This is a genomic window from Sphingomonas sp. SphC10 (assembly GCF_057004845.1).
In genome coordinates, this window is record NZ_CM168044.1 from 1 (window position 1) to 20759 (window position 20759).

The following is a 20759-nucleotide window of genomic DNA, read 5'->3' on the forward strand; positions in this document are numbered from 1 at the left end:
GTGACGAATTGGCAGGCAACGCGACCGACGACGGACCAGGCCCGTGCCTGGGCGCGCGTCCGCGCGAACCTGCGCGAATCGGCAGGAGCCCGGCTGTTCGACCAGTGGCTGAAGCCGATGGAGCTGATCGAGGGTGACGAGCCCGATACGGTCCGTCTGGCGCTCCCCTCGGCCTTTGCGACCAACTGGGTGCGCAGCCATTATGCCGACCGCCTGCACCTGGAATTCAAGGCGGTGCTGCCCGAGGTCCGCTCGGTCGTCATCGAAACCCGTGCGCCCAGCAAGGTCGCGCGGCTGACCAGTGTCGAGACCTTCGATGCCACGCCCGCTCCGCGTGCCGTGGCCGCGGCCCCGGTGCAGCCGGTCGAGGCGGACGAGCAGCCCTCGCTGTTCGGCGGGCCTGCACCGACTCCGGCCCCTGCGCCGCGTCAGACGCGCGCCAAGGCGGCGGCTCCTGCCCCGGTGGTGGCCGCTCCGGCGCCCGCACTGCGCGTTCCCGCCGACCGGCCGCCGCTCGACCCGCGCCTGACCTTCGATCGGTTCGTGGTCGATTCGTCGAACCGGGTCGCCTTCAACGCCGCGCTGTCGCTGGCCGAGCCGGGCCCGCCGCGTTTCAGCCCGTTGTTCCTCCATGGCGGCACGGGGCAGGGCAAGACCCACCTGATGCACGCCATCGCCCATGCCTTTCTCGAGTCGCATCCCGAAGCGGTCGTGCTGTGCATGTCGGCCGAGCGGTTCATGTTCGATTTCGTCGCCGCGATGCGCGCGCGCGACACGCACAGCTTCAAGTCGCGGCTGCGCTCCGCCGATCTGCTGCTGATCGACGATCTTCAGTTCATCGCGGGCAAGGATTCGACCCAGGAAGAATTCTTCCACACGGTCAACGAACTGGTCGGCGCGGGCAAGCGGCTGGTCATTTCGGCCGACCGCTCGCCCCAGTCGCTGGACGGCGTGGAACCGCGCATCATCGGTCGTCTGGGGGCTGGCCTGGTCGCCGACATCAAGGCGCCCGACCTGACGCTGCGCCGCACGATCCTGAATCGCAAGGTTGCCGATCTCCCCGAGATTCAGGTGCCGATTGATGTACTCGATCTCCTCGCGTCACGGATTCGCGGCAATATCCGCGAGCTGGAAGGCGCGCTGAATCGCGTGGTCGCCTATGCGCAGCTGACCGGCGACAAGATCGACATGGAATTTGCCGTCGCCACGCTGGGCGAGGTGCTGCGGGGCGCGCAACGTCGAATCACCATCGACGAAATCCAGAAGCTGGTCAGCCGTCATTTCGAGCTGAAGCCGCTCGACCTCGTTTCGGCCCGCCGGGCGCGCGCGATTGCCCGCCCGCGCCAGATTGCCATGTACCTCGCCAAGCGCCTGACCACCCGCTCGCTGCCAGAAATCGGCCGCAAGTTCGGCGGGCGCGATCACTCGACGGTGATCTATGCGGTGCGCAAGATCGAGGAACTGCGCGATACCGACCGCGATATCGACAATGCGGTCCGCGTGCTGATGAAGGAACTGGAGGGCTGAGGGCCTTCCTGGCGGGGGCGGGGCGTGGGCTTCGACTTCGCTCAGCCTGAACGGGGTTTTGGATAGAACCCCATTCCCTCGCGCCGTTCAGCCTGAGCGTAGTCGAAGGCCAAGGGAATCTGCCCGCCCCTAATCCGCCAGCACCCCCAATATCCCCGGCCGCATCGCCCGTTGCCAGTGCCAGCAATGAAGCAGGAATTCTCGGTCCAGCCGCTCCGGGCATCCCGGTGCACTGTCTGGGCGCTGCTGCCCATGGTAGCGGGCCACGCGCCGCAGGATGCGTGGGATCGTGATGCGGCGGGGTAGGTCGAGAAGGATGATCCGTTCGGCACGGGCGAGCCGGTCGGTGATTGCGGGGCCGTAATGCGCGCTGGAATAATTGCCGTCGATCACCCAGGCGGGCCGGGCCGCGAGGGCGGCCATGTCGGCGATGAAGTCTTCGCGCGGGCGAGCCACCCAGCCGGGGCCATGGAACAGAGCGTGGCGTGCCAGACGGGCAAATCCAACTGCTCGCCCAGCATCCGGGCCAGCGCCGACTTGCCGCTGCCCGGTGGCCCCATCACCATGATCCGGGTGGGGACCTTGGTGAGGGGGGCGGGTGGTCATCAGATCTGCAACCCCATGGTCCGCTGCACGTCGAGCAGCAGCGGCGCGGCCAGATCGCGCGCCTTTTCCGCGCCACGCTCCAGGATACGGCCGACTTCGCCGCGATCGTCCAGCAACCGGGTCAGTCGTTCGCGAATCGGACCCAGCGTGGCGACCGCCAGATCGGCCAGCTCGGGCTTGAACGCGCCGAAGCCCTGGCCCGCGAACTGCGCCAGCACGTCCGCCGGTTCGCGGTCGGCCATCGCGGCATAGATGGTGATCAGGTTGCGCGCCTCGGCGCGGCCGTCCAGCCCCTCCATCCTGTCGGGCAGGACATCGGCATCGGTCTTGGCCTTGCGGAACTTCTCGGCAATCTGGTCATCGGTGTCGATCAGCTTGACCAGCGACATTTCCGACGGGTTCGACTTGGACATCTTCGACGCACCGTCGCGAAGCGACATGATGCGCGGCGCCGCTTTGCTGATGAGCGGCTCGGGCAGGGTGAAGAGCTCGCGGCCATAGTCGTTGTTGAACTTGGTCGCGATGTCGCGGGCCAGCTCCAGATGCTGCTTCTGGTCCTCGCCCACCGGCACATGCGTGGCGTTGTAGAGCAGCACGTCGGCCGCCATCAGCACCGGATAGTCGTACAGCCCGACGCTGGCGCCCTCGCGGTTCTTGCCCGCCTTGTCCTTGAACTGGGTCATGCGGTTCAGCCAGCCGACGCGCGCGACATTGTTCAGCAGCCAGCCAAGCTCGCTATGCTGGGGAACGCGCGTCTGGTTGAACAGGATCGAGCGTTCGGGATCGATTCCGGCCGCGATCAGCGTCGCGGTCATCTCGATGGTGTTGGCCGCCATCGCCTCGGGCGCGATCCATTCGGTCAGGCCGTGCAGGTCGGCGATGAAGTACATCGTTTCGCCGCCCTGGGCCTGGATGTCGTCCTGCATCGCCACCCACTGCTTCACGGCGCCCAGATAATTGCCGAGATGTAGGTTGCCCGTGGGCTTGATGCCGGAAACGACGCGCATGATGGTCCTCAACTGTTGCGGCGAACGAGCCGCTTGATATCCCCGAGACGGAAGGCGCCCGTCGCGAAGGTGGCGACCGCATAGACCAGCATCCCCGTCGCCACCAGTATGATGAGCGCGCCCCACCGCTCCAGGTTGGTGCCGGTGACATAGGGCTGGAACCGCGCATTGAGCAGCGCCATCGCCCCGCCCATCAGGAGCGCGGCCAGCAGCATCCGCCAGCTGCGCCGCCGCAACTGCGCGTCCGCCACGAAATGCCCGCGCTTGGCCAGCGTGCGATAGAGCAGTACGACATTGACCGTGGAGGCGATGGCGGTGGCCAGCGGCGGCCCCATATGGCCCAGCCACCAGATGAAGATCAGGTTGAGCCCCAGATTGACCAGCATCGACCAGGTGGCATAGCGCACCGGCGTCCGGGTATCGGCGCGCGCATAATAGCCCGGCGTCAGCACTTTCACGAGGATATAGCTGGGCAGGCCGATCGAGAAGGCGGCGAGTGCCTGCGCGGTGTAATAGCTGTTGGTGGCGGTGAACTTGCCATGCTCGAACAGCGCGGCGACGATCGGCTGGCCACAGACGATCAGCGCGACCGTGGCGGGCAGGGTGAGGAGCAGCGCCAGCTCCATGCCCCGGTTCTGTGTCTCCATGGCCTCGACCTCCTTGCCCGCACCCAGCAGACGCGAGACGGTGGGCAAGAGGACGGTGCCGAGGCCGATGCCGATCAGCCCCAGCGGCAACTGGTTCAGCCGGTCGGCGGCATAGATATAGGACACCGACCCCTCGGGCAGGAAGCGGGCGGCCAGGGCGGTCGAGATGACGAGGTTGATCTGCACCGCGCCCGCCCCGGCAGCGGCAGGCAGGATCAGCTTCATCAGCCGCTTCACGTCGTCATTGATCACCGGCCGCTTCAGCCGGAGCCGGACGCCCGCGCGGCGGCACGCCCACCAGAGCCAGACGAACTGCAATATGCCCGCGACCGTGACCGCGATCGCCTGATTGCGGGCGGTCGCCATCGGGTCATGCGTATGGAAGAAGAGCACGGCGACGATCAGCGTCAGGTTGAGCAGGATCGGCGCGGCGGCATTCACCCAGAAGCGGTGCAGCGAATTGAGGATGCCGCCCAGCAGCGACACCAGGCTGATGAACAGCAGATAGGGAAAGGTCAGCCGGTTGAGCAGGACGATATAGTCGAACTGCGCAGGCGTGCCCTTGCCGTAACCGAAGGTCTGGACCCAGGTGACGGGCCAGGCGGCCAGCTCGACGATCGCGGTCATGACGATCAGCACCGGCAGCAGGACCGAGAGCGCATTTTCGGCAAAAGCCAGGCCGTGCGCCAGGCCCGTGCCCTCCGCCGCCTTATCTCCTTCTGCCACCTTGCGGTTGAACATCGGGATGAAGGCGGCGGAAAAGGCGCCCTCCGCAAAGAGGGCGCGGAACATGTTGGGCAGGCGAAACGCGATCTGGAACGCGTCGGAGGCGAAGTTCGCGCCTACGAAGCGGAAGAACAGCGAGTCGCGAACCAGACCAAGCACGCGGCTGGCCAGAGTCAGCCCGCCGACCGAGCCCAGCGCCTTGGTCAGGTTCATCTGTCAGTCCGGATCAGGCGTGGCCGGTTTCCGGGGTGTTCGGCTGTGCACCCGCCTGGGCATCGGCCTGCTGCAGGTAGAGCTGCGCAAAGTCGATCGGCTCGAGCATCAGGGGCGGGAAGCCGCCGTCGCGCACCGCATCGGCCAGCACGCGGCGGGCGAAGGGGAAGAGCAGGCGCGGCGCTTCACCCAGCATGAAGGGCTGGATCTGGTCGGCGGGCACGTTGCGGAAGCCGAAGAGACCGGCATAGCTGAGATCGACGATGAAGGCGGTCTTGCCCTCGGACTCGGCGCGAACCTCGATCTTCAGGGTCAGTTCGTGGACTTCCTCGCCGACTTGCGCCGCCGAGATGTTGAACTGCACGTCGATGCCGGGCGCGGTCTGCGCCTGATAGATGGCGGGCGCGTTCGGGTTCTCGAACGACAGATCCTTCACATATTGCGAGATCATACCGGCGGCGGGGCCGGCATCGTCGCCGTTCGGCGCTTCAAAGCCCTGCGGCAAACCCTGTTCGTCCATCGTCGCTACCTTCTTACGTGAGATCAAAGGGGGTAGGGTCTATACTCAATCAGGACGGGGATCGTGATCGCCCGCTGGAAGGCGCTGGCAAGGAGCGCGGCGCGGCAGGTAGCGGCGCTACCTGCAAGCAAGCGACGCCGACCAGCGCCTTCCAGCGGGCGACCGCCAAAGCGGCGGGCCGATTTTGGCACAGGGCGACGTCGCTCGTCGGTCACGATGCGATTGCATCGCTCCGCTCCTCGCTTCTTGCCCTGAACCAAAATCGGCTCCGTCACGACCCCGTCCTGATTGAGTATAGACCCTCAAGGGACCGAAACGGCATGTTCACGCGTTCGGCCATATAGCCGTTGCGCGTAGCAGCGGGTCGGCACGGTTTCAACCTTGCCCACCTCGTCGGGAGGCCGGGTTTTCATTGTCGGCTCGTACGCCTATATCGGTCACGATAGTGAAAGGCGCCTGTGTTGTTATTCTACGTCGTTCTTCTCGCGATGGTCGCGCTCTTCCTCGCACTGCGGCTGTACAGTGTTCTGGGCAAGCGCACCGGCCATGAACAGCAGCCGCTGGCGCGCAGCGCCGATGACCGGCCGCTGCCCGTCACGCTGCCCCGCGCGACCGAGGCGGCACAGGCCTCTGCGCCCGTCGCCAACCGCAACATCGATCCGCGTGCCGAACAGGGCCTGCGCGCGGTGATCGCGGGCGAGGCGGGCTTCGACGTGGCACAGTTCCTGAACGGCGCGCAGGCCGCCTATCGCATGACGCTGGAAGCCTTTTGGAAAGGTGACGAGGACGCGCTGGCCGATCTGGTCGAGCGCGACGTGCTGGCCGCTTTCGCCGAGGCGATCGAGCAGCGGCGCGAGGCGGGCCAGACCCTCGACAACCGCCTGATCCGGGTCGAGAGCGCGAAGATCGTCGATGCGCAGGTCGAGGGGCGCGAGGCGCGCATCACCGTCCGCTTCGACGCCGATATCGCGGCCGTCACGCGTGATGCCGAGGGCCATGTCATCGCCGGTTCGCTGAGCGATGCGGTCGAGACGCATGACGTCTGGACCTTCGCCCGGACGCTGAAGAGCGGCGATCCGAATTGGAAGCTCGTCGACACCGACGAAGCCTGATCCGGTCTGACGGGGGAATGATCGCATTGAGGGGGTATCGCGTCGCGACCATGGTCGCGCTTTCGGTCAGCCTGTCGGCCTGTGCCGGGCGGATCGTCCCGCCGGGCACATCGGTTCCCTATCCGTCACGTGGGGAAGCACAGCCCCAGCCCAAACCGCAACCCCGCCCCCGGCCGGGCGGCTCGTCCGCGCAGCCCAGCGGCCCCAGCGTCTCGCGCGTGGCTGATGGTCCGGTGCGGATCGTGGCCGCGACGCCACTGCCAGCTACTCCGGTCGCGGCGATCCCCGGCGCCGCCACGGCGGCACAGGCAGGCATTCTGGCCGGACCGCCCGTCGCCGCCCTGCCGATCACCGAACCGCAGGCGGAGGCGGCGCGTGCGGCCTTCCTGCTGTCCTGTCCCGGCCTGATGCGCCGCACCGACGGCAGCGGCCTGACGCAAGGCACTGACTGGCAATCCGCCTGCCAGGCGGCCGCCAGCGTGCCGCGCGGGGGTGCCCGCGATTTCTTCGCCCGCTATTTCGAGGCGGTGCAGGTCGGCGACGGCCGTTCGCTGGCGACCGGCTATTACGAGCCCGAGATTGCGGGTTCGCGCGACCGGCGCTCGGGCTATGAGGTGCCGATCTACGCCCGGCCGCGCGACCTTATCGATGTCGATCTGGGTGCCTTCACGACCGACCTGAAGGGCAAGAAGATACGCGGCAAGGTGCAGGGCACCAACCTCGTCCCCTATGACGACCGGACCGCGATCGAGCAGGGGTCGCTGGAGGGGCGTGCGCCGATCCTCGCCTGGGGCGCAGACCCGGTCGAGGTATTCTTCCTTCAGATCCAAGGCTCGGGGCGGCTGCGGTTGCCCGATGGCGGGATCATGCGGATCGGCTATGATACGCAGAATGGCCGCGACTATACCGGCATCGGCGCGCTGATGAAGTCACGCGGGTTGCTGGGGCCGGGGCAGACCTCGATGCAGGGGATCGTCGCCTGGCTGCACGATCATCCCGAGGAAGGCCGCGCGATCATGCGCGAGAATAAGAGCTTCGTCTTCTTCCGCGAGTTGAACGGCGCGCCGCAGGGGGCGATGGGCTATGCGGTGACGGGGCAGGTCAGCGTGGCGGCGGACCCGAAGTTCGTGCCGCTTGGCGCGCCCGTCTTCCTGTCGATGGACCGGCAGGATGCGACCGGCTTGTGGGTGGCGCAGGACACGGGCGGCGCGATCAAGGGCTCCAACCGCTTCGACACCTTCTGGGGTGCGGGCGATACGGCGCGGGCGGTCGCGGGCGGCATGTCGGCGCGGGGCACGGCCTTCCTGCTGCTGCCGGTCGGGACGCTGGCTCGCGCCGGGATTACGGCTCCTGTCGGGACGGTCGGTGCGATCCCTCAACCCTGACGAGGCGCATCTCTGGGCGCGGGTGATGGAAACGGTGCGTCCCTTACGCGCTGCCATCGTGCCCGCCCGGCCCGCGCCGCCCCCGCCGACCATGGAGGCGGTGTTCCAGGATACGCCCGGCGCGCCCAAGGTGCGGGTGAAGGGCCGCGTGCCGCCGTTGCGCCAGCCCGCAGCGCCTCCGCCTGCGCCGAAGAAGGGGCCGGGCGAGACGCTGGATGGCGGCTGGGACAAGCGCCTGTCGCGGGGCAGCGTCATGCCTGACAGCTCGCTCGACCTGCATGGCCATACGCTGGCGTCGGCACATGCGTTGCTGGACCAGGGGCTGGGCCGGGCGATCGCTCGAGGCGACCGGGTGCTGCTGCTGGTGACGGGCAAGCCGCCGCGTCCCGAAAGCGAGCGCCCCCATGCACGCGGCGCGATCCGCGCGGCGATCAGCGACTGGCTGGGCGCCTCGCGCCATGCCGATTCGATCGCGGCGATCCGGGGTGCCCATCCGCGCCATGGCGGGCAGGGCGCGCTCTATATCGTCTTCAGGCGCCCGCGCGAGCGATGACGCCCGCATAGATGCGGGTCAGCGCGTAAAGGTCGTCGACCGCCACCGCCTCATCGACCTTGTGCATCGTCGCGTTGAGCAGGCCGAATTCGACCGTTGGGCACAGCTTCGACAGGAAGCGCGCGTCCGAGGTGCCGCCGGTCGTCGACAACTCGGGTTCGATCCCCGTCTCGGCGCGGATGGCGTCGGCGATCATCGCGGAAAAGGCACCCGGCTGCGTCAGGAACGCCTCGCCCGAAATGCGACCCGTGACCTGGGCGGCGGGGGCGTGGGCTTGCGCGATGGCGGTGATCCGCTCGACCAGCGCCGCGCCGTTCTGTTCGTCGTTGAAGCGGATCGACAGCCGCGCCTGCGCCGCCCCCGGAATGACGTTGGTAGCAGGGTTGCCGACATGCAGGTCGGTGATCTCGATATTGGACGGCTGGAACCAGGCATTGCCGGTGTCGAGCGTCACCCCCTCGATCTCTGCCAGCATCGCGACCAGCGGGGTGATCGGATTGTCGGCCAGATGCGGATAGGCGACATGCCCCTGCCGCCCCGGCACCGTGATCCAGATATTGACCGAGCCGCGCCGCCCGATCTTCATCATGTCGCCCAGCCGTTGCGCCGAGGTCGGCTCACCAACTAGGCACAGATCGGGAGCAACCCCAAGCTCGGCCATCCGATCGATCAACGCGCGGGTGCCGTAGATAGCGGGGCCTTCCTCGTCGCCGGTGATGATCAGTGACAACGGGATGGTCCGGTCGGCCGGGATCGCGGCCACGAAGGCGGCGACCGCACCCTTCATATCGACCGCGCCGCGCCCGAAGAGCAGGCCGTCCCGCACCTCGCCGGAAAAGGGCGAACCCTGCCAGCCGTCACCGGCGGGCACGACATCGACATGCCCCGCAAAGGCCAGATGCGTGCCCGTTCCGCCGCGCGTGGCCAGCAAATTCTCGACCGGACCGTCGGGCTCCTCGCCGATGGTAAAGCGATCCACGGCGAAGCCCAGCGGCACCAGCGCGGCCTCTAGCACGTCGAACACGGAGCCACGCGCAGGCGTGACGCTGTCGGCCCGGATCAGGGCCTGGGCGAGGGAGAGGGCGTCGGTCATGCCGCGCGGCATAGGCAGCGCGGGCGCGGACGGCAATGACGCGATTGACGACGCTCACGGAGCCGATGCGCCCCGACATCGTTCCAACTCTTGCGTAACAGGAGTGATGTGATGAACGACCCCGATTCCAACGGCAACAAGGCCGGAAAGCGACTGCTGCTCTGGTTGCTGATTGCACTCGGGATTGCCGGGGTGCTGCTCTACACCTTCACGTCGCGCGTCGCCGAACCGGCGGCCGACCAGCGGGCGCCCCTGAACGACGTTCCGCCGACCGCGCGGTAAGGCTGGTGTTGCTCCATCGGATATGATGACAGTGCAGACGAGCATCGATAATGCGCCCCGTACAACGCATAAGCCTATGCGTCTTGATGCGTGTCCTTGACGCCACGGCCAGCATATTCACTGGGGCAAAAGCGGTCGAGCCGCCTAAATATTTCCGCTTGAAGTTCATGATTACTCTGGCATGTCTTCTTCGGGGCATGACATCAGGGGGCATCTATGAACTTTGGGCAAGCAATAAGCCACTGTCCGAGCAAGTATGTAGTATGGCAGGGTCGAGCATCTCGGTCAGAATTCTGGTTTTTTCAGCTATTTGCGTTCGGATGCTATCTGGCCGCGTCCGTCTTGGACACCGCTTTGGGTTTCGGCGCGGTGTTCTACTGCCTTACCCTGCTCGGCCTGTTCCTGCCTTCGCTATCTGCGGCAGTCCGCAGGCTTCATGACACGGATCGGTCCGGCTGGTGGTATTGGATTTCGTTAATTCCGATCGTCGGTGCAATACTGCTCATTGTCTGGTTCTGTCAGCGTGGTACGATCGGTGATAATCAGTTTGGCGGCGATCCTATCTCTGACTCTCCACCCCTGCGTCCGGGGCCCGTTACCAGCGGTGATGAGCTCGATCGTCTCGAGAGGCTAGCCGATCTGCGATCAAGGGGTATTATTTCGGACAGCGAGTTCGAAGCGCAGAAGGCGGCCATTCTCCGCTGATGTGAACCGAGCATTGGCCAAGCCGATGGTGCTTCGGAGATGTATCTGAATTGCCAACCGGCTTGCCAACAGCGAGTAAACCTCACCCCACCGGCTGTTCGAATCGCTCGATCACCCATTCCTCTTCCTGCGCGGCGGCGATCCAGTCCTGCATGAAGGGGTGGCGCAACACTGCGCCCATATAGGGTACCGCGAAGCGCGCGACGGGCAGTTGATAGGTGACGATCCGCGTCACCACCGGCGCGAACATGATGTCCGCCGCGCCGAACTGCCCGAACAGGAAATCGCCGTCGCCGCCGAAGCGCGCTCGCGCCTGCGCCCACAGCTCCATCATCCGCTTCAGGTCGACGATTACGTCGTCATCGAGCATCCGGGCGGGATAGACCTGGCGGATGTTCATGCTGTGCTTGCGACGCAGCGCCACGAAGCTGGAATGCATCTCCGCCGCCATCGACCGTGCCATGGCGCGCGCCGCATCGTCGGCGGGCCAGAAGCGGTCGCGCCCGACCTTGTCGGCCAGGAAGTCGATGATCGCCAGGCTGTCCCACACGACCGCCTCGCCATCCCACAGGATCGGCACCTTGCCCGAGGACGGTGCGAACTCCGCCCCCTCGCGCCGCTTGTCCCAGTCCGCGTCGTAGAGCGGCACGACCACCTCCTCGAAGGGAAGTCCCGACTGTCGACAGGCGAGCCAGCCGCGCAGGGACCAGGAGGAATAGGCCTTGTTGCCGATGATGAGCTTCATGGACCAAGGGGTAACGGCCCCGCCGGATCGCCGCAACCGAACAAAAAAAGGCCCGCCCGGGGAACCGGACGGGCCTTTCGTTTCCGACGAACGCTGGATCAGAAGCGGGCGGTGGCCGCAACGCGGAAGAAGCGACCGATCAGACCCGAGAAATAGGGCTGGGTGCCACCCGGCACCGCCGTGGCGGGGAAGGGGGCGGTCGCGTTGAAGACATTGTCGACGATGAAGCGCAGGTTGAACTGGTCGTTCACCTTCACGCCCACCGTGGTGTTGAACACCACCCAGTCGGTCAGGCCGCTGATGTTGCGGGCATTGGGGGCTTCGTCCAGGTTGAACTTCACCTTGCCGGTATACTGACCCTGGAACAGGACATTGAAGGTGTCGCCCTCATAGGTCAGGTTCGCGGTGCCCGAATGGCGCGGATAGCCGATCTCGCCCGCGTCATGGTTGATGTCGCCCACACCCACCTGGGTCTGCAGCTTGTCGCGGTAGAAATAATTGACCGACAGGCCGACCGTACCGGCATTCTCCAGTCCGACGCGGCTGAGCGGCAGGCGGTAGGCAATGGTCGATTGCAGACCGGCCATCTCATAGGATGCGGCGTTGTAATAGCCCTGGCGGATCGTGGTCAGCTGGCCATCCGCACCGCGAGTGAACAACCCGCAGAACTGGTTGGGATAGTTGCTCGAATCATAGCAGGCATTCAGGATGTCGGTGCCGTCCAGCGAGCGGATGGCGTCGTTCAGCTTGATGTTGACCCAATCGACCGCGACCGACAGGCCGGGGATGAAGCGCGGCTGTGCAATGGCGCCTACGGTCCAGCTATTGGCCTTTTCGTTGCGCAGATCGGGGTTGCCCGCGATCGTCACCGGAATGGTGAAGTTGCTGAAGTTCGAATCGAACGTCGCAGGGTTGATCCCGGCCGCGACGCAATTGGCACGACGCGTCGCGGGATTGGGGCCATTGCCGACATAGCGTGCGTCGCACGGATCGAGACCCGAATTGAACGCCCGCGACGTCGGGTTGAACACCTCGGTGATCGCGGGCGAACGGATCGAGCGGGTGAAGTTGCCGCGGAAGGTCAGCCCCTGGAAGAAGCCGACCCGGCCGCCCGCCGTCCAGGTCACGTCGCCGCCCGACAGCGAGTTGTCGACGTAACGCGCCGCGCCGTCGAATTCGAGCGTCTTGAGCCAGCTCAGCTCGTTCTTGCTCGACACGAACGGCACGACGACTTCGCCGAACACCTCGTTGGTGTGGAACTTGCCACGGATGGGATCGATCGGGATCGTACGGCCATATTGCACGCGGCTGCCATCCGCCTGCGGTTCGCCATAATAGAAGGCGCCGGGATCGAACTGCGTCTTCTCCTCGCGATGCTCGTAACCCAGCGACAGCGATACGTCGTTGCCGAACAGCTGGAAGACCGGACCGTTGATGTTGGCGTTGAACACCAGCTGCTCATTGGCCGAACGCGGCGTGGCGACCGCGAAGATGTAATCGCGGGCCGCCTGGCTGGCCTGGCCGATGCCGAAGATGTTGAGCGGAGCGCAAGCGCCGCCGCCGATCGACGGGATGGTGGCGTTCACCACGCCTGGACGGCAGGTGATGTTGCCCGAAGCGTCGCGCACCGCATCGATCGCATTGGCGAAATTCTGCTGGATCAGCTCGAAGTTGCGGCCATTGGTGATCGACTTGCCATAGACGGCCGAGGCCTCCCACTTGAAGTCGCGACCCAGCAGCGGCACCGTGCCGTCGAAGCCGCCGACGAAACGGTACGTCTCGACCGTGGCTTCGGCGCGGCCCGTGGTCAGGTCGGCCAGCGCGCGGCCGACATAGAACTGGTTCTGACCAGCGGGCAGATTGGCCGCGATGGTCGCGCGGTCGGTGGCCGAGAGATACGGATTGTCGAGGCTGAGCAGCAGGTTGCCATCGGCCGTCCCGGCATCGTCGAACAGCGCGGTGTTGTAGTTGGGCTGATCGATCAGGTTCGTGCCCTTGCTGCGGACATACCATGCCTCGCCGAAGAAGCGGATGCGGTCGCTGAACTGATAGCTGGCCTGGGCGCTGGCGATATAGCGTTCGGAGGTCGTCAGCAGGTTCGACTGGAGCGGCAGGTTGTAGCCGTTGCCGCCGCTGCTGATATAGCCCTGACGCATCGGCGTGCCGAGGTCGAGCGGCACCAGCGTGCCGTTCGCGCCGAACTGAAGCAACTGGCCCGCCGCATTGCGGATGCCCGAGCGGCTGGCGAGGAAGTCGTCCGCGCTGAACGGCACGCCGCCGATGGTGAAGGCGCTGTAGCGCTGGTTCGGATAGAGGACGCGCTGGAACTCGCCGGCGGTGGCAGGCGTGCCGAAGAAGTAACCGGCGGCGGTGATGTCGCGGTCGGCGGCGGTCAGGCCGGTGACGCGGTTATACTCGCCCGAGATGGTGATGTTGCCGCGACCATCGGCGAAGTTCTTGCCCGCCAGCAGGCTGAGGCGTTGATCGGGGGCATCGCCCTTTTGCGACACGCCCGCCTGGCCCTGGAGCTGAAGCCCATCGAAATCGCGCTTCAGGATGATGTTGACGGTGCCCGCGATCGCGTCCGAACCATAGATCGGCGCGCCGCCGATGGCGACGGTCTCGACCCGCTCGACCAGGCTGGTCGGGATGTTGTTCAGGTCGACCTGCGTACCGGCCGATACGGGGCCGAAGATGCTGGCGGTGTTCGATGACACGAAGCGGCGGCCGTTGACCAGCACCAGCGTGCGCTGCGTGCCGAGGCCGAAAAAGTCGACAAAGGTCTGGGCCGGGCCGAAGGACGACTGCGCGCCGACGCCGCTATTGCCCGGAGGACCGAAGGCCGGAATTTCGCTCAGCACCTGGCCGACATTGGTATAGCCGCGATTGGCGATCTGCGCCGCACCGACGACCTGGGTCGGTTGCAGCGTCTCGAACTCGGGGCGGGCAATGCGCGAGCCGGTGACGACGACGTCCTGGCCGCCCGCCGCGCTCTGGTCCGCTGCGGTGTCCTGCGCGGTGCTTTCCGGCGCGGTGGCGTTTTCCGGCGCGGTCGGCGGCAGGGTCTGGGCCGCGACCGGGGCCGCAAGGAGGGTGAGCAGCGCAACGGCGCTGACGTCGCGCAGCGCGCGCGAGCGGATATTCCGGGACATGATACGCTTTCCCCAATTTTATCTATTTGTATTTATGGGGCTATTCCTGAGCATGTCAGGACGTCAACAAAAGCGTCATATGTGCTGACATTTGCGCAGCGATGCGACCTTTATACAACAACATCAGTTAGTTGGCGGTAGGTCTGCTGGGTATGACAAAGGGGCGAGCGACACCTGTGTGTCTTCGCCGCAACCGCGTTTGCGAGATGCCAGAACCCGCACGGATTGCGCCGGTTCCTCAACAGTTTGTCGAAATTTGGAGACGCGTTTTTACGCGAATCGAGGAAGGCGGGGACTCGGCGCATGACGCCCGAGTCCCCGCCGCAGCGGCTTAGCCGATGGCTTCGAGCACGGCGGCGCGCAGGTCGGCAATCCCCATGCCACCCTCGCTGGATGTGGCAAGAATTTCGGGGTGCGCGGCGGCGCGCTTGCGGGCCTCGACCTCGGTGCGGGCGATGACGTCGGCAAGCTCGGTCGCCTTCACCTTGTCCGCCTTGGTCAGGACGATGCGATAGCTGACCGCCGCACGGTCGAGCATCTCCAGGATCTCGCGATCCACCTCCTTGATGCCGTGGCGCGAGTCGATCAGCACCAGCGCACGCTTCAGGGCTTGGCGTCCGCGCAGGAAGTCGTTCACCAGGAAACGCCACTGCTTGACCATGTCCTTGGGCGCCTTGGCAAAGCCATAGCCGGGCATGTCGACGAGGCGCAGCAGCGGGGGCGTGCCGACGTCGAAGAAGTTCAGCTCCTGCGTCCGCCCCGGCGTGTTCGAGGTGCGCGCCAGCCCGTTGCGATTGGTCAGTGCGTTGAGCAGCGACGACTTGCCGACGTTCGATCGCCCCGCGACCGCGACTTCCGGCACGATGGGATCGGGCAGGAATTTCAGCGCGGGTGCGGACTTCAGGAAGGTGACCGGCCCGGCGAACAGCTTGCGCGCCGACTCGACCAACTCCTCCGAGAAGCCTTCGGGCGTCTCGGAGGGGGCAGGGGTGGGAAGCTTGCTCACTTGGCGACCGGCTGCTTCAGGCCCGGATGGCGGGCGTAGAGCAGGCGCTGCTGCAGGATCGAGATGCAGTTGGTGGTGATCCAGTAGACCTGGAGGCCGACCGCGAACGGCGCCATCACGAACATCAGCACCCAGGGCAGGATCGCGAAGACCTGCTTCTGTGCATCGTCCATCGGCTGCGGGTTCATCTTGAACTGGAAGTACATCGAGATGCCCAACAGGATCGGCACGACGCCGATCGCGATGAAGTGCGGCGGCACGAAGGGCAGCAGGCCGAACAGGTTGACCGGGGTCAGCGGGTCGGGCGCGGACAGGTCCTTGATCCAGGCGACGAACGGCTGGTGCCGCATTTCGATCGTCAGCATCAGCACCTTGTACAGCGCATAGAAGATCGGAATCTGGATCAGCGTCGGCAGGCAGCCCGCCAGCGGATTGACCTTCTCCTGCTTGTAGAGGGCCATGACCTCCTGCTGCATCCGGACCTTGTCGTCCTTGAACCGCTCTTGCAGCGCCTTCATCTTGGGCTGCACCGCGCGCATCGCCGCCATCGAGGCGAACTGGCGCTGCGCGATCGGGAACATCAGCGCCCGGATGGTGACGGTCAGCAGGATGATCGCGACGCCGAAATTGCCGACCAGGCGGAACAGCCAGTCGAGATAATAGAAGATCGGCTTTTCGAGGACGCGCAGATAGCCCCAGTCCAGCGCGTAATCGAGCTTCGTCGCGCCTTCCTTGTCGGTATAGCGGTCGAGCAGCGCCACTTCCTTGGCACCCGCGAAGAAACGCGTGGTCTGGGTCAGCTGCTTGCCCGGTGCCAGCGTCTGCGGCTGAAGCGTATAGTCGGCCTGATAGGTCTGGCCCGCACCGGCGCGGAACTGGCCGTCAAACGCCTTCGCCTGATCGGGGATCAGCGTCGCCAGCCAATATTTGTCAGTGAAGCCCAGCCAGCCGCCGGTCGTGGTGAAGCGGGTCGGCGCCTTGTCCAGGTCCTTCCAGTTCGGGCCGTAATTGGCCGAGCCGTTGTTGACCGACATCGGGCCGACATGGATCGTCCAGGTATCGGGATCGGCCGAAATGCCGCGATTGACATAGCCATAGGCCGCGACCGGCACGGCCGCATTGCCGCCATTGGCCACCGTCTGCTGGACGGTGAACATGTAATCCTTGTCGACCGACAGGGTGATCTGGAAGCGCTGGCCGGTGGCGTTGGCGGCGCTCAGCGTGACCGGCTGGCCGGGGCGCAGCACCGGCGCGCTGGCGGTCCAGACGGCATCGGCGGCGGGCGGGTTCAGCCCATCGGTGCGCCAGCCGAAGCCCGCGAAATAGGCACCCTCGGCACCCGCAGGCGACAACAGGCGGATCGGCGGCGAATTCTTGTCGACCGTCTGCTTATAGTCGAGCAGGACGAGGTCATCGATCCGTGCGCCCTTCAGGTTGATTGAACCCTTCAGGCGCGGCGTGTCGATCGCCACGCGCGGGGTTTCGGCGAGCACGACCTTGCGGTCGCGAATCGCGGTCGGCGTCGTGGCGGTCGGGTTGGCCGTGCTGTTGGCCACGGGCACCTGCTTGCCGCCCTCGATCTTGGTCGCGGGCGGATTGCTCGGGAAGAACTTGCTCTGGATGAGCGGCCATCCGAACAGGATCAGCGCCGCGATCACCGCGAACACGACGAAATTCTTGCGGTCTTGGTTCACGTGGAAACCCCGTTAGTGTCAGGGGACCGGGTCGGGTCCGTGCCCGCCCCAGGGATGGCACCGCGCAATGCGCTTGAGCGCCAACCAGCCCCCTTTGACCGCGCCATAGCGGTCAATGGCCTGTATTGCATAGGCCGAACAGGAGGGTTGATAGCGACAAGTGGGCGGCAGGATCAGCGAAGGGCCGAGTTGCCAGCCCCGCGCGATCAGGATCAAGGCCCGCGCGAACAGGGTCACGCGGGCTCTTGGGTCTGCGAGGCGGGCTGGCGGTGCGCGCCGCCGCGGGGGCTGCGCCCCTTGCCACGGCCATGATGCACGCGCGGTTCGCGGGGCTTGTCATGGCCGCCGGTATCGGGCGAGGCGGCGCGGGTCAGCGCCTTGGCCAGCTCGGCGGTGAGCGCCTGATAGTCGCGCTCGATCCCGCCTTGCCGTCCGATCAGGACATGGTCGGCGCCCGCTATGCCCTTTTCCGGCAATAGATCGCGCGCGAGCGCCCGCAATCGGCGTTTCATCCGATTGCGAACGACCGCGTTTCCGATCTTCTTGGTGACGGTGAAGCCGACGCGAATCGCAGCGTCACCGTCATCCCGCGGGCGAACCTGCAGCACGAAGCCGGGCATCGCCACGCGTCGCCCGCCATTGGCCGCGAGGAAATCGCGGCGGCGGGTCAGCGTCGTGATTACGCCGACAGCTTCTTGCGGCCGCGTGCACGACGCGCGCGGATCACGGCACGGCCGCCCGGCGTGGCCATCCGCGAACGGAAGCCGTGACGGCGAGCGCGCACCAGATTGCTCGGCTGAAAGGTACGCTTCATCGTTCATTCCTTGGATACGTCTGAATAAAAACGGCCGCCACGAGGACGGCCTTGGTGGCAAGCCGCTTACGCAAAGCGGGCTTTCAAGTCAATCCGCTGTGCACGCCCGACACGCGCCTATGCCCCTTGCGGTCGGCCGGCATCCTTTGCAGGAAGCATAAGCGGGCAGGGGAGCGCCCGTACAGGGGGATTTGCATGGCGACGATCGTGTCCACGGTGGCCTATCTGGGGCTGGAGGCGCGTGCCGTCGAAGTGCAGGTGCAACTGATCGCCGGGCTGCCCGCCTTCAATCTGGTCGGGCTGGCCGACAAGGCGGTGGGGGAGAGCAGGGAACGGGTGCGCGCCGCCATCGCCGCCATGGGCCTCGCTTTGCCGCCCAAGCGGATCGCGGTGAACCTGTCGCCCGCCGACCTGCCCAAAGAGGGATCGCATTTCGACCTGCCCATCGCGCTCGCGTTGCTGGCGGCGATGGGGGTGGTCGATGCCGAATTGCTCGCCGATCATGTCGTCGTCGGCGAACTGGCGCTGGACGGCCGGATCGGCCCGTCGCCGGGCGTGCTGCTGGCGGCAATCCATGCCGCATCGATCGACAAGGGACTGATCTGTCCTGCCGCGCAAGGGGCCGAAGCGAGTTGGGCGGGCGGTGGCGCGGTGATCGCAGCGCCCGACCTGCTCTCGCTGATCAACCATCTGAAAGGTCATTCCGTCCTGCCGACCGCCGAGGGCGGACTGGTGGAGGAGGGCGTGCCCGGCCCTGACCTGTCGCAGGTGAAGGGGCAGGAAAATGCCCGCCGCGCGTTGGAGATCGCGGCGGCTGGCGGGCATAATCTGCTGATGAGCGGTCCGCCGGGGTCGGGAAAGTCGCTGATGGCCGCCTGCCTGCCGGGCATCCTGCCGCCGCTCGATGCGGCCGAAGCGCTGGAAGTCTCGATGGTCCAGTCCGTTGCCGGGACGCTGGCCGGAGGGCGTCTGACCCGCACACGGCCCTTCCGCGCGCCGCACCATTCGGCATCGATGGCCGCGCTGACCGGCGGCGGCTTGAAGGCCAGGCCGGGCGAGGTCAGTCTCGCGCATCTGGGCGTTCTCTTCCTAGACGAATTGCCCGAATTTCAGCGTGCCGTGCTCGATTCGCTGCGCCAGCCGCTGGAAACCGGCACGGTCAGCATCGCGCGCGCCAACGCGCATGTGACCTTCCCCGCGCGGGTGCAGCTGATCGCGGCGATGAACCCGTGCCGTTGCGGCCATTTGGGTGACGCCGCGCTGGCCTGCGCTCGCGCGCCGCGCTGTGCGGCGGATTACCAGGCGAAGATTTCCGGGCCGCTACTCGACCGAATCGATCTGTCCGTCGAGGTCCAGCCGGTTCGCGCCGTCGACCTGTTCGCTCCCGCCGCCGCCGAATCATCGGCGACGGTCGCCGCGCGGGTGGCGGCGGCACGCGCGCTCCAGACCGAACGTTACCGCGATGCCGCCGTGACGATCCGGACCAATGCCGAAGCGGACGGGCCATGGCTGGAACGCTTTGCGACCCCGGACGATGCAGGTCGCGCCCTGCTGGTCGAGGCGGCCGAGCCAATGCGCCTGACCGCGCGTGGCTATACCCGCGTCCTGCGCGTCGCCCGGACCATCGCCGACTTGGCGGGGGCGGAGCAGGTCGGGCGTATCCATGTCGCCGAGGCGCTGAGTTATCGCCAGCGGCCGCCGGTGAATTGATGGCGGGCAAGGCCGCGCGCGGGATCGCCGCTATATTGCTGATGGCGTTCGGGCCGCCGCTGACGTGGCTGGCTATCCTCTGGTCCGATCCCGTAGAGTCTGGGATTGGCGCCTGCGCTCCTCTATGCTCTTGCGGCGTTGGCATCCGTACCTGGGCTCATCGGCCTTTGGATGCTGCCTTGGCGCAACCGAACCAAAGTGCTGATCCTACCGCTATACCAGACCGCGATTGTCCTGGTCCTGCTATACACGCTCGTGGTCTTCGTATGCGTGGCGCTTCATGATTGCCCCTGATCCCGACAATCGGCGCTTGCACCTCGCATCACCCTCGTCTAGCAGCGCCTCTTCGCTGCCCCTGTGGCGAAATTGGTAGACGCATTCGACTCAAAATCGAACGCCGCAAGGCATGCTGGTTCGAGTCCGGCCAGGGGCACCACTAACAGTCACTTAAGCGCCTGCTTTTGCTAGGTTTTTGTGTCTGAGGATGCTTCCCGCTCCCTCTGCTGTTCCCACATTTGATTCCGACTATAGCCGATTGATGGCGAACAGTGCCGGTCAAACGACCTTGCCTGATAGTCTCTCACGCTAGGTCAAAGATCGAGGTCTATTTGTTCTGGGCGGATGTATGGCGGCGCCACGACATAGCCCTCAGCTGCCAAGCGCTGCAGCGACTCCAGGTGCACTAGCCGTCGTCGGCCGATCTTGACGGTGGTGATCTGACCGGCTGCGACAAGCTCATAGAAGCGCGTGCGCCCTATCCCGATTAACGTGAGAGCCTCCCTGACCGTAACGGTGAGAGGAAGCATCCGAGTGAGGGCCCCAATCGGCCCTAAAGTGTCCTTCATGTACCAGACTCCTAGCAGGGAGGCTGGTGGGCTCTTCGTCGGGCGTATTATCTCACTGGCGGCCGCTAGGAGCAATGGTCTCGCGAGGACCATAAGCCATCACGATATGACGCGCATAAGTGTTTGTTTATTCAGGTATTTTTGCGCGTAACACAATGTGGGACAAAGTGTAACACAATGTGACACGTACGACGAAAGAGCTAGTACGTTGATTTTGAAGGTAAATGTGAGCCGAAGGCTTGCGTTCGGTGTGTATATATCTCAAGCCAGCATACGAGCTTTGCAGCATCAACAGGCCTAGGTGATCAGCATTTGGTTCGCCTATTCGGTTGGCATTTGCCGCCGGTAAGCGGGCGAGAGCAAAACCTTAATGCCCGTCTTCCCAAACAGAGCGAAGAGCCGCGAAATGATTCCATG

20 protein-coding genes and 1 tRNA gene are annotated in these 20759 nt (G+C 65.6%); 8 read left to right on the plus strand and 13 right to left on the minus strand.

Going from position 1 to position 20759, the window contains the following annotated elements; genetic code table 11:
- Complete coding sequence (gene dnaA / locus ACWKSV_RS00005) at window positions 1-1527, plus strand: chromosomal replication initiator protein DnaA (protein ID WP_076715258.1); 1527 nt, start codon at window positions 1-3, stop codon at window positions 1525-1527.
- Window positions 1528-1656: 129 nt separating this feature from the next.
- On the opposite strand, the gene ACWKSV_RS00010 is transcribed toward dnaA, so the two are convergent.
- The 4 genes from ACWKSV_RS00010 to secB form a co-directional block, all read right to left on the minus strand.
- Complete coding sequence (locus tag ACWKSV_RS00010; protein WP_076715260.1) at window positions 1657-1983, minus strand: P-loop NTPase family protein; 327 nt, start codon at window positions 1981-1983, stop codon at window positions 1657-1659.
- Window positions 1984-2132: 149 nt separating this feature from the next.
- On the minus strand, window positions 2133-3140 hold the full coding sequence (gene trpS / locus ACWKSV_RS00015; protein ID WP_076715261.1) for a tryptophan--tRNA ligase: 1008 nt from the start codon (window positions 3138-3140) through the stop codon (window positions 2133-2135).
- 8 nt (window positions 3141-3148) lie between these two features.
- Complete coding sequence (gene murJ / locus ACWKSV_RS00020; protein ID WP_076715263.1) at window positions 3149-4726, minus strand: murein biosynthesis integral membrane protein MurJ; 1578 nt, start codon at window positions 4724-4726, stop codon at window positions 3149-3151.
- A 13-nt stretch (window positions 4727-4739) separates the two neighbouring features.
- Window positions 4740-5246 (minus strand): protein-export chaperone SecB, encoded by a 507-nt coding sequence (secB, locus tag ACWKSV_RS00025; RefSeq protein WP_042490310.1) that lies wholly within the window; start codon window positions 5244-5246, stop codon window positions 4740-4742.
- 488 nt (window positions 5247-5734) lie between these two features.
- On the opposite strand from secB, the gene ACWKSV_RS00030 reads away from it, so the two are divergent.
- Genes ACWKSV_RS00030 through ACWKSV_RS00040 form a run of 3 tightly spaced genes read left to right on the plus strand, consistent with a single transcriptional unit; the run spans window position 5735 to window position 8296 of the window.
- Window positions 5735-6358, plus strand: a complete 624-nt coding sequence (locus tag ACWKSV_RS00030; protein WP_056429903.1) for a Tim44/TimA family putative adaptor protein — start codon at window positions 5735-5737, stop codon at window positions 6356-6358.
- 17 nt (window positions 6359-6375) lie between these two features.
- Window positions 6376-7743: a murein transglycosylase A gene (gene mltA, locus ACWKSV_RS00035; RefSeq protein ID WP_156884183.1), complete on the plus strand. Its 1368-nt coding sequence runs from the start codon at window positions 6376-6378 to the stop codon at window positions 7741-7743.
- A gap of 25 nt (window positions 7744-7768) precedes the next feature.
- A complete protein-coding gene (locus ACWKSV_RS00040; RefSeq protein WP_191864849.1) occupies window positions 7769-8296 on the plus strand; it encodes a Smr/MutS family protein in 528 nt (175 codons plus the stop codon).
- Here ACWKSV_RS00040 and dapE read toward each other — a convergent pair.
- Complete coding sequence (gene dapE, locus ACWKSV_RS00045; RefSeq protein WP_076717966.1) at window positions 8274-9389, minus strand: succinyl-diaminopimelate desuccinylase; 1116 nt, start codon at window positions 9387-9389, stop codon at window positions 8274-8276. The genes ACWKSV_RS00040 and dapE overlap by 23 nt on opposite strands.
- Before the next feature lie 111 nt (window positions 9390-9500).
- Here dapE and ACWKSV_RS00050 point away from each other — a divergent pair, with 111 nt between their 5' ends.
- The gene (locus ACWKSV_RS00050; protein ID WP_156884184.1) at window positions 9501-9671 is read left to right on the plus strand and encodes a hypothetical protein; all 171 of its coding nucleotides are present in this window, start codon (window positions 9501-9503) and stop codon (window positions 9669-9671) included.
- A 216-nt stretch (window positions 9672-9887) separates the two neighbouring features.
- On the plus strand, window positions 9888-10376 hold the full coding sequence (locus tag ACWKSV_RS00055) for a DUF805 domain-containing protein (protein WP_191864846.1): 489 nt from the start codon (window positions 9888-9890) through the stop codon (window positions 10374-10376).
- Between the two features lie 82 nt (window positions 10377-10458).
- Here ACWKSV_RS00055 and ACWKSV_RS00060 read toward each other — a convergent pair whose 3' ends face one another.
- The 7 genes from ACWKSV_RS00060 to rpmH all read right to left on the minus strand — a co-directional run bounded on the left by ACWKSV_RS00060 (window position 10459) and on the right by rpmH (window position 17787).
- Window positions 10459-11121: a glutathione S-transferase family protein gene (locus tag ACWKSV_RS00060; protein WP_076715266.1), complete on the minus strand. Its 663-nt coding sequence runs from the start codon at window positions 11119-11121 to the stop codon at window positions 10459-10461.
- Between the two features lie 98 nt (window positions 11122-11219).
- Window positions 11220-14273, minus strand: coding sequence for a TonB-dependent receptor domain-containing protein (locus ACWKSV_RS00065; protein ID WP_191864847.1), 3054 nt, complete (start codon window positions 14271-14273; stop codon window positions 11220-11222).
- Between the two features lie 331 nt (window positions 14274-14604).
- Complete coding sequence (gene yihA / locus ACWKSV_RS00070; RefSeq protein WP_076715268.1) at window positions 14605-15279, minus strand: ribosome biogenesis GTP-binding protein YihA/YsxC; 675 nt, start codon at window positions 15277-15279, stop codon at window positions 14605-14607.
- The gene (yidC, locus tag ACWKSV_RS00075; protein WP_076715269.1) at window positions 15276-16973 is read right to left on the minus strand and encodes a membrane protein insertase YidC; all 1698 of its coding nucleotides are present in this window, start codon (window positions 16971-16973) and stop codon (window positions 15276-15278) included. Before yidC ends, yihA begins: the two co-directional genes overlap by 4 nt.
- Before the next feature lie 18 nt (window positions 16974-16991).
- On the minus strand, window positions 16992-17204 hold the full coding sequence (yidD, locus tag ACWKSV_RS00080; protein WP_058743809.1) for a membrane protein insertion efficiency factor YidD: 213 nt from the start codon (window positions 17202-17204) through the stop codon (window positions 16992-16994).
- A gap of 2 nt (window positions 17205-17206) precedes the next feature.
- Complete coding sequence (rnpA, locus tag ACWKSV_RS00085; RefSeq protein WP_443026378.1) at window positions 17207-17593, minus strand: ribonuclease P protein component; 387 nt, start codon at window positions 17591-17593, stop codon at window positions 17207-17209.
- Window positions 17594-17652: 59 nt separating this feature from the next.
- The gene (gene rpmH, locus ACWKSV_RS00090; RefSeq protein ID WP_042490346.1) at window positions 17653-17787 is read right to left on the minus strand and encodes a 50S ribosomal protein L34; all 135 of its coding nucleotides are present in this window, start codon (window positions 17785-17787) and stop codon (window positions 17653-17655) included.
- 195 nt (window positions 17788-17982) lie between these two features.
- On the opposite strand from rpmH, the gene ACWKSV_RS00095 reads away from it, so the two are divergent.
- A complete protein-coding gene (locus tag ACWKSV_RS00095) occupies window positions 17983-19497 on the plus strand; it encodes a YifB family Mg chelatase-like AAA ATPase (protein WP_191864848.1) in 1515 nt (504 codons plus the stop codon).
- 351 nt (window positions 19498-19848) lie between these two features.
- A tRNA-Leu gene (locus tag ACWKSV_RS00100) sits at window positions 19849-19933 on the plus strand.
- Between the two features lie 154 nt (window positions 19934-20087).
- Here the strand turns inward: ACWKSV_RS00100 and ACWKSV_RS00105 are convergent.
- The gene (locus ACWKSV_RS00105; protein ID WP_076717973.1) at window positions 20088-20342 is read right to left on the minus strand and encodes a helix-turn-helix domain-containing protein; all 255 of its coding nucleotides are present in this window, start codon (window positions 20340-20342) and stop codon (window positions 20088-20090) included.
- Between the last annotated feature and the right edge of the window lie 417 nt (window positions 20343-20759).

Bases quoted from the DNA above. Each gene is read 5' to 3' on its own strand.
- ACWKSV_RS00030 (WP_056429903.1), top strand. From the start codon at position 5,735: ATGGTCGCGCTCTTCCTCGCACTGCGGCTGTACAGTGTTCTGGGCAAG.
- murJ (WP_076715263.1), bottom strand. From the start codon at position 4,726: ATGAACCTGACCAAGGCGCTGGGCTCGGTCGGCGGGCTGACTCTGGCC.
- mltA (WP_156884183.1), top strand. From the start codon at position 6,376: ATGATCGCATTGAGGGGGTATCGCGTCGCGACCATGGTCGCGCTTTCG.
- rpmH (WP_042490346.1), bottom strand. From the start codon at position 17,787: ATGAAGCGTACCTTTCAGCCGAGCAATCTGGTGCGCGCTCGCCGTCAC.
- ACWKSV_RS00095 (WP_191864848.1), top strand. From the start codon at position 17,983: ATGGCGACGATCGTGTCCACGGTGGCCTATCTGGGGCTGGAGGCGCGT.
- secB (WP_042490310.1), bottom strand. From the start codon at position 5,246: ATGGACGAACAGGGTTTGCCGCAGGGCTTTGAAGCGCCGAACGGCGAC.
- ACWKSV_RS00050 (WP_156884184.1), top strand. From the start codon at position 9,501: ATGAACGACCCCGATTCCAACGGCAACAAGGCCGGAAAGCGACTGCTG.
- rnpA (WP_443026378.1), bottom strand. From the start codon at position 17,593: ATGCCCGGCTTCGTGCTGCAGGTTCGCCCGCGGGATGACGGTGACGCT.
- ACWKSV_RS00065 (WP_191864847.1), bottom strand. From the start codon at position 14,273: ATGTCCCGGAATATCCGCTCGCGCGCGCTGCGCGACGTCAGCGCCGTT.
- ACWKSV_RS00060 (WP_076715266.1), bottom strand. From the start codon at position 11,121: ATGAAGCTCATCATCGGCAACAAGGCCTATTCCTCCTGGTCCCTGCGC.
- ACWKSV_RS00105 (WP_076717973.1), bottom strand. From the start codon at position 20,342: ATGAAGGACACTTTAGGGCCGATTGGGGCCCTCACTCGGATGCTTCCT.
- ACWKSV_RS00040 (WP_191864849.1), top strand. From the start codon at position 7,769: ATGGAAACGGTGCGTCCCTTACGCGCTGCCATCGTGCCCGCCCGGCCC.
- dapE (WP_076717966.1), bottom strand. From the start codon at position 9,389: ATGACCGACGCCCTCTCCCTCGCCCAGGCCCTGATCCGGGCCGACAGC.
- trpS (WP_076715261.1), bottom strand. From the start codon at position 3,140: ATGCGCGTCGTTTCCGGCATCAAGCCCACGGGCAACCTACATCTCGGC.
- ACWKSV_RS00055 (WP_191864846.1), top strand. From the start codon at position 9,888: ATGAACTTTGGGCAAGCAATAAGCCACTGTCCGAGCAAGTATGTAGTA.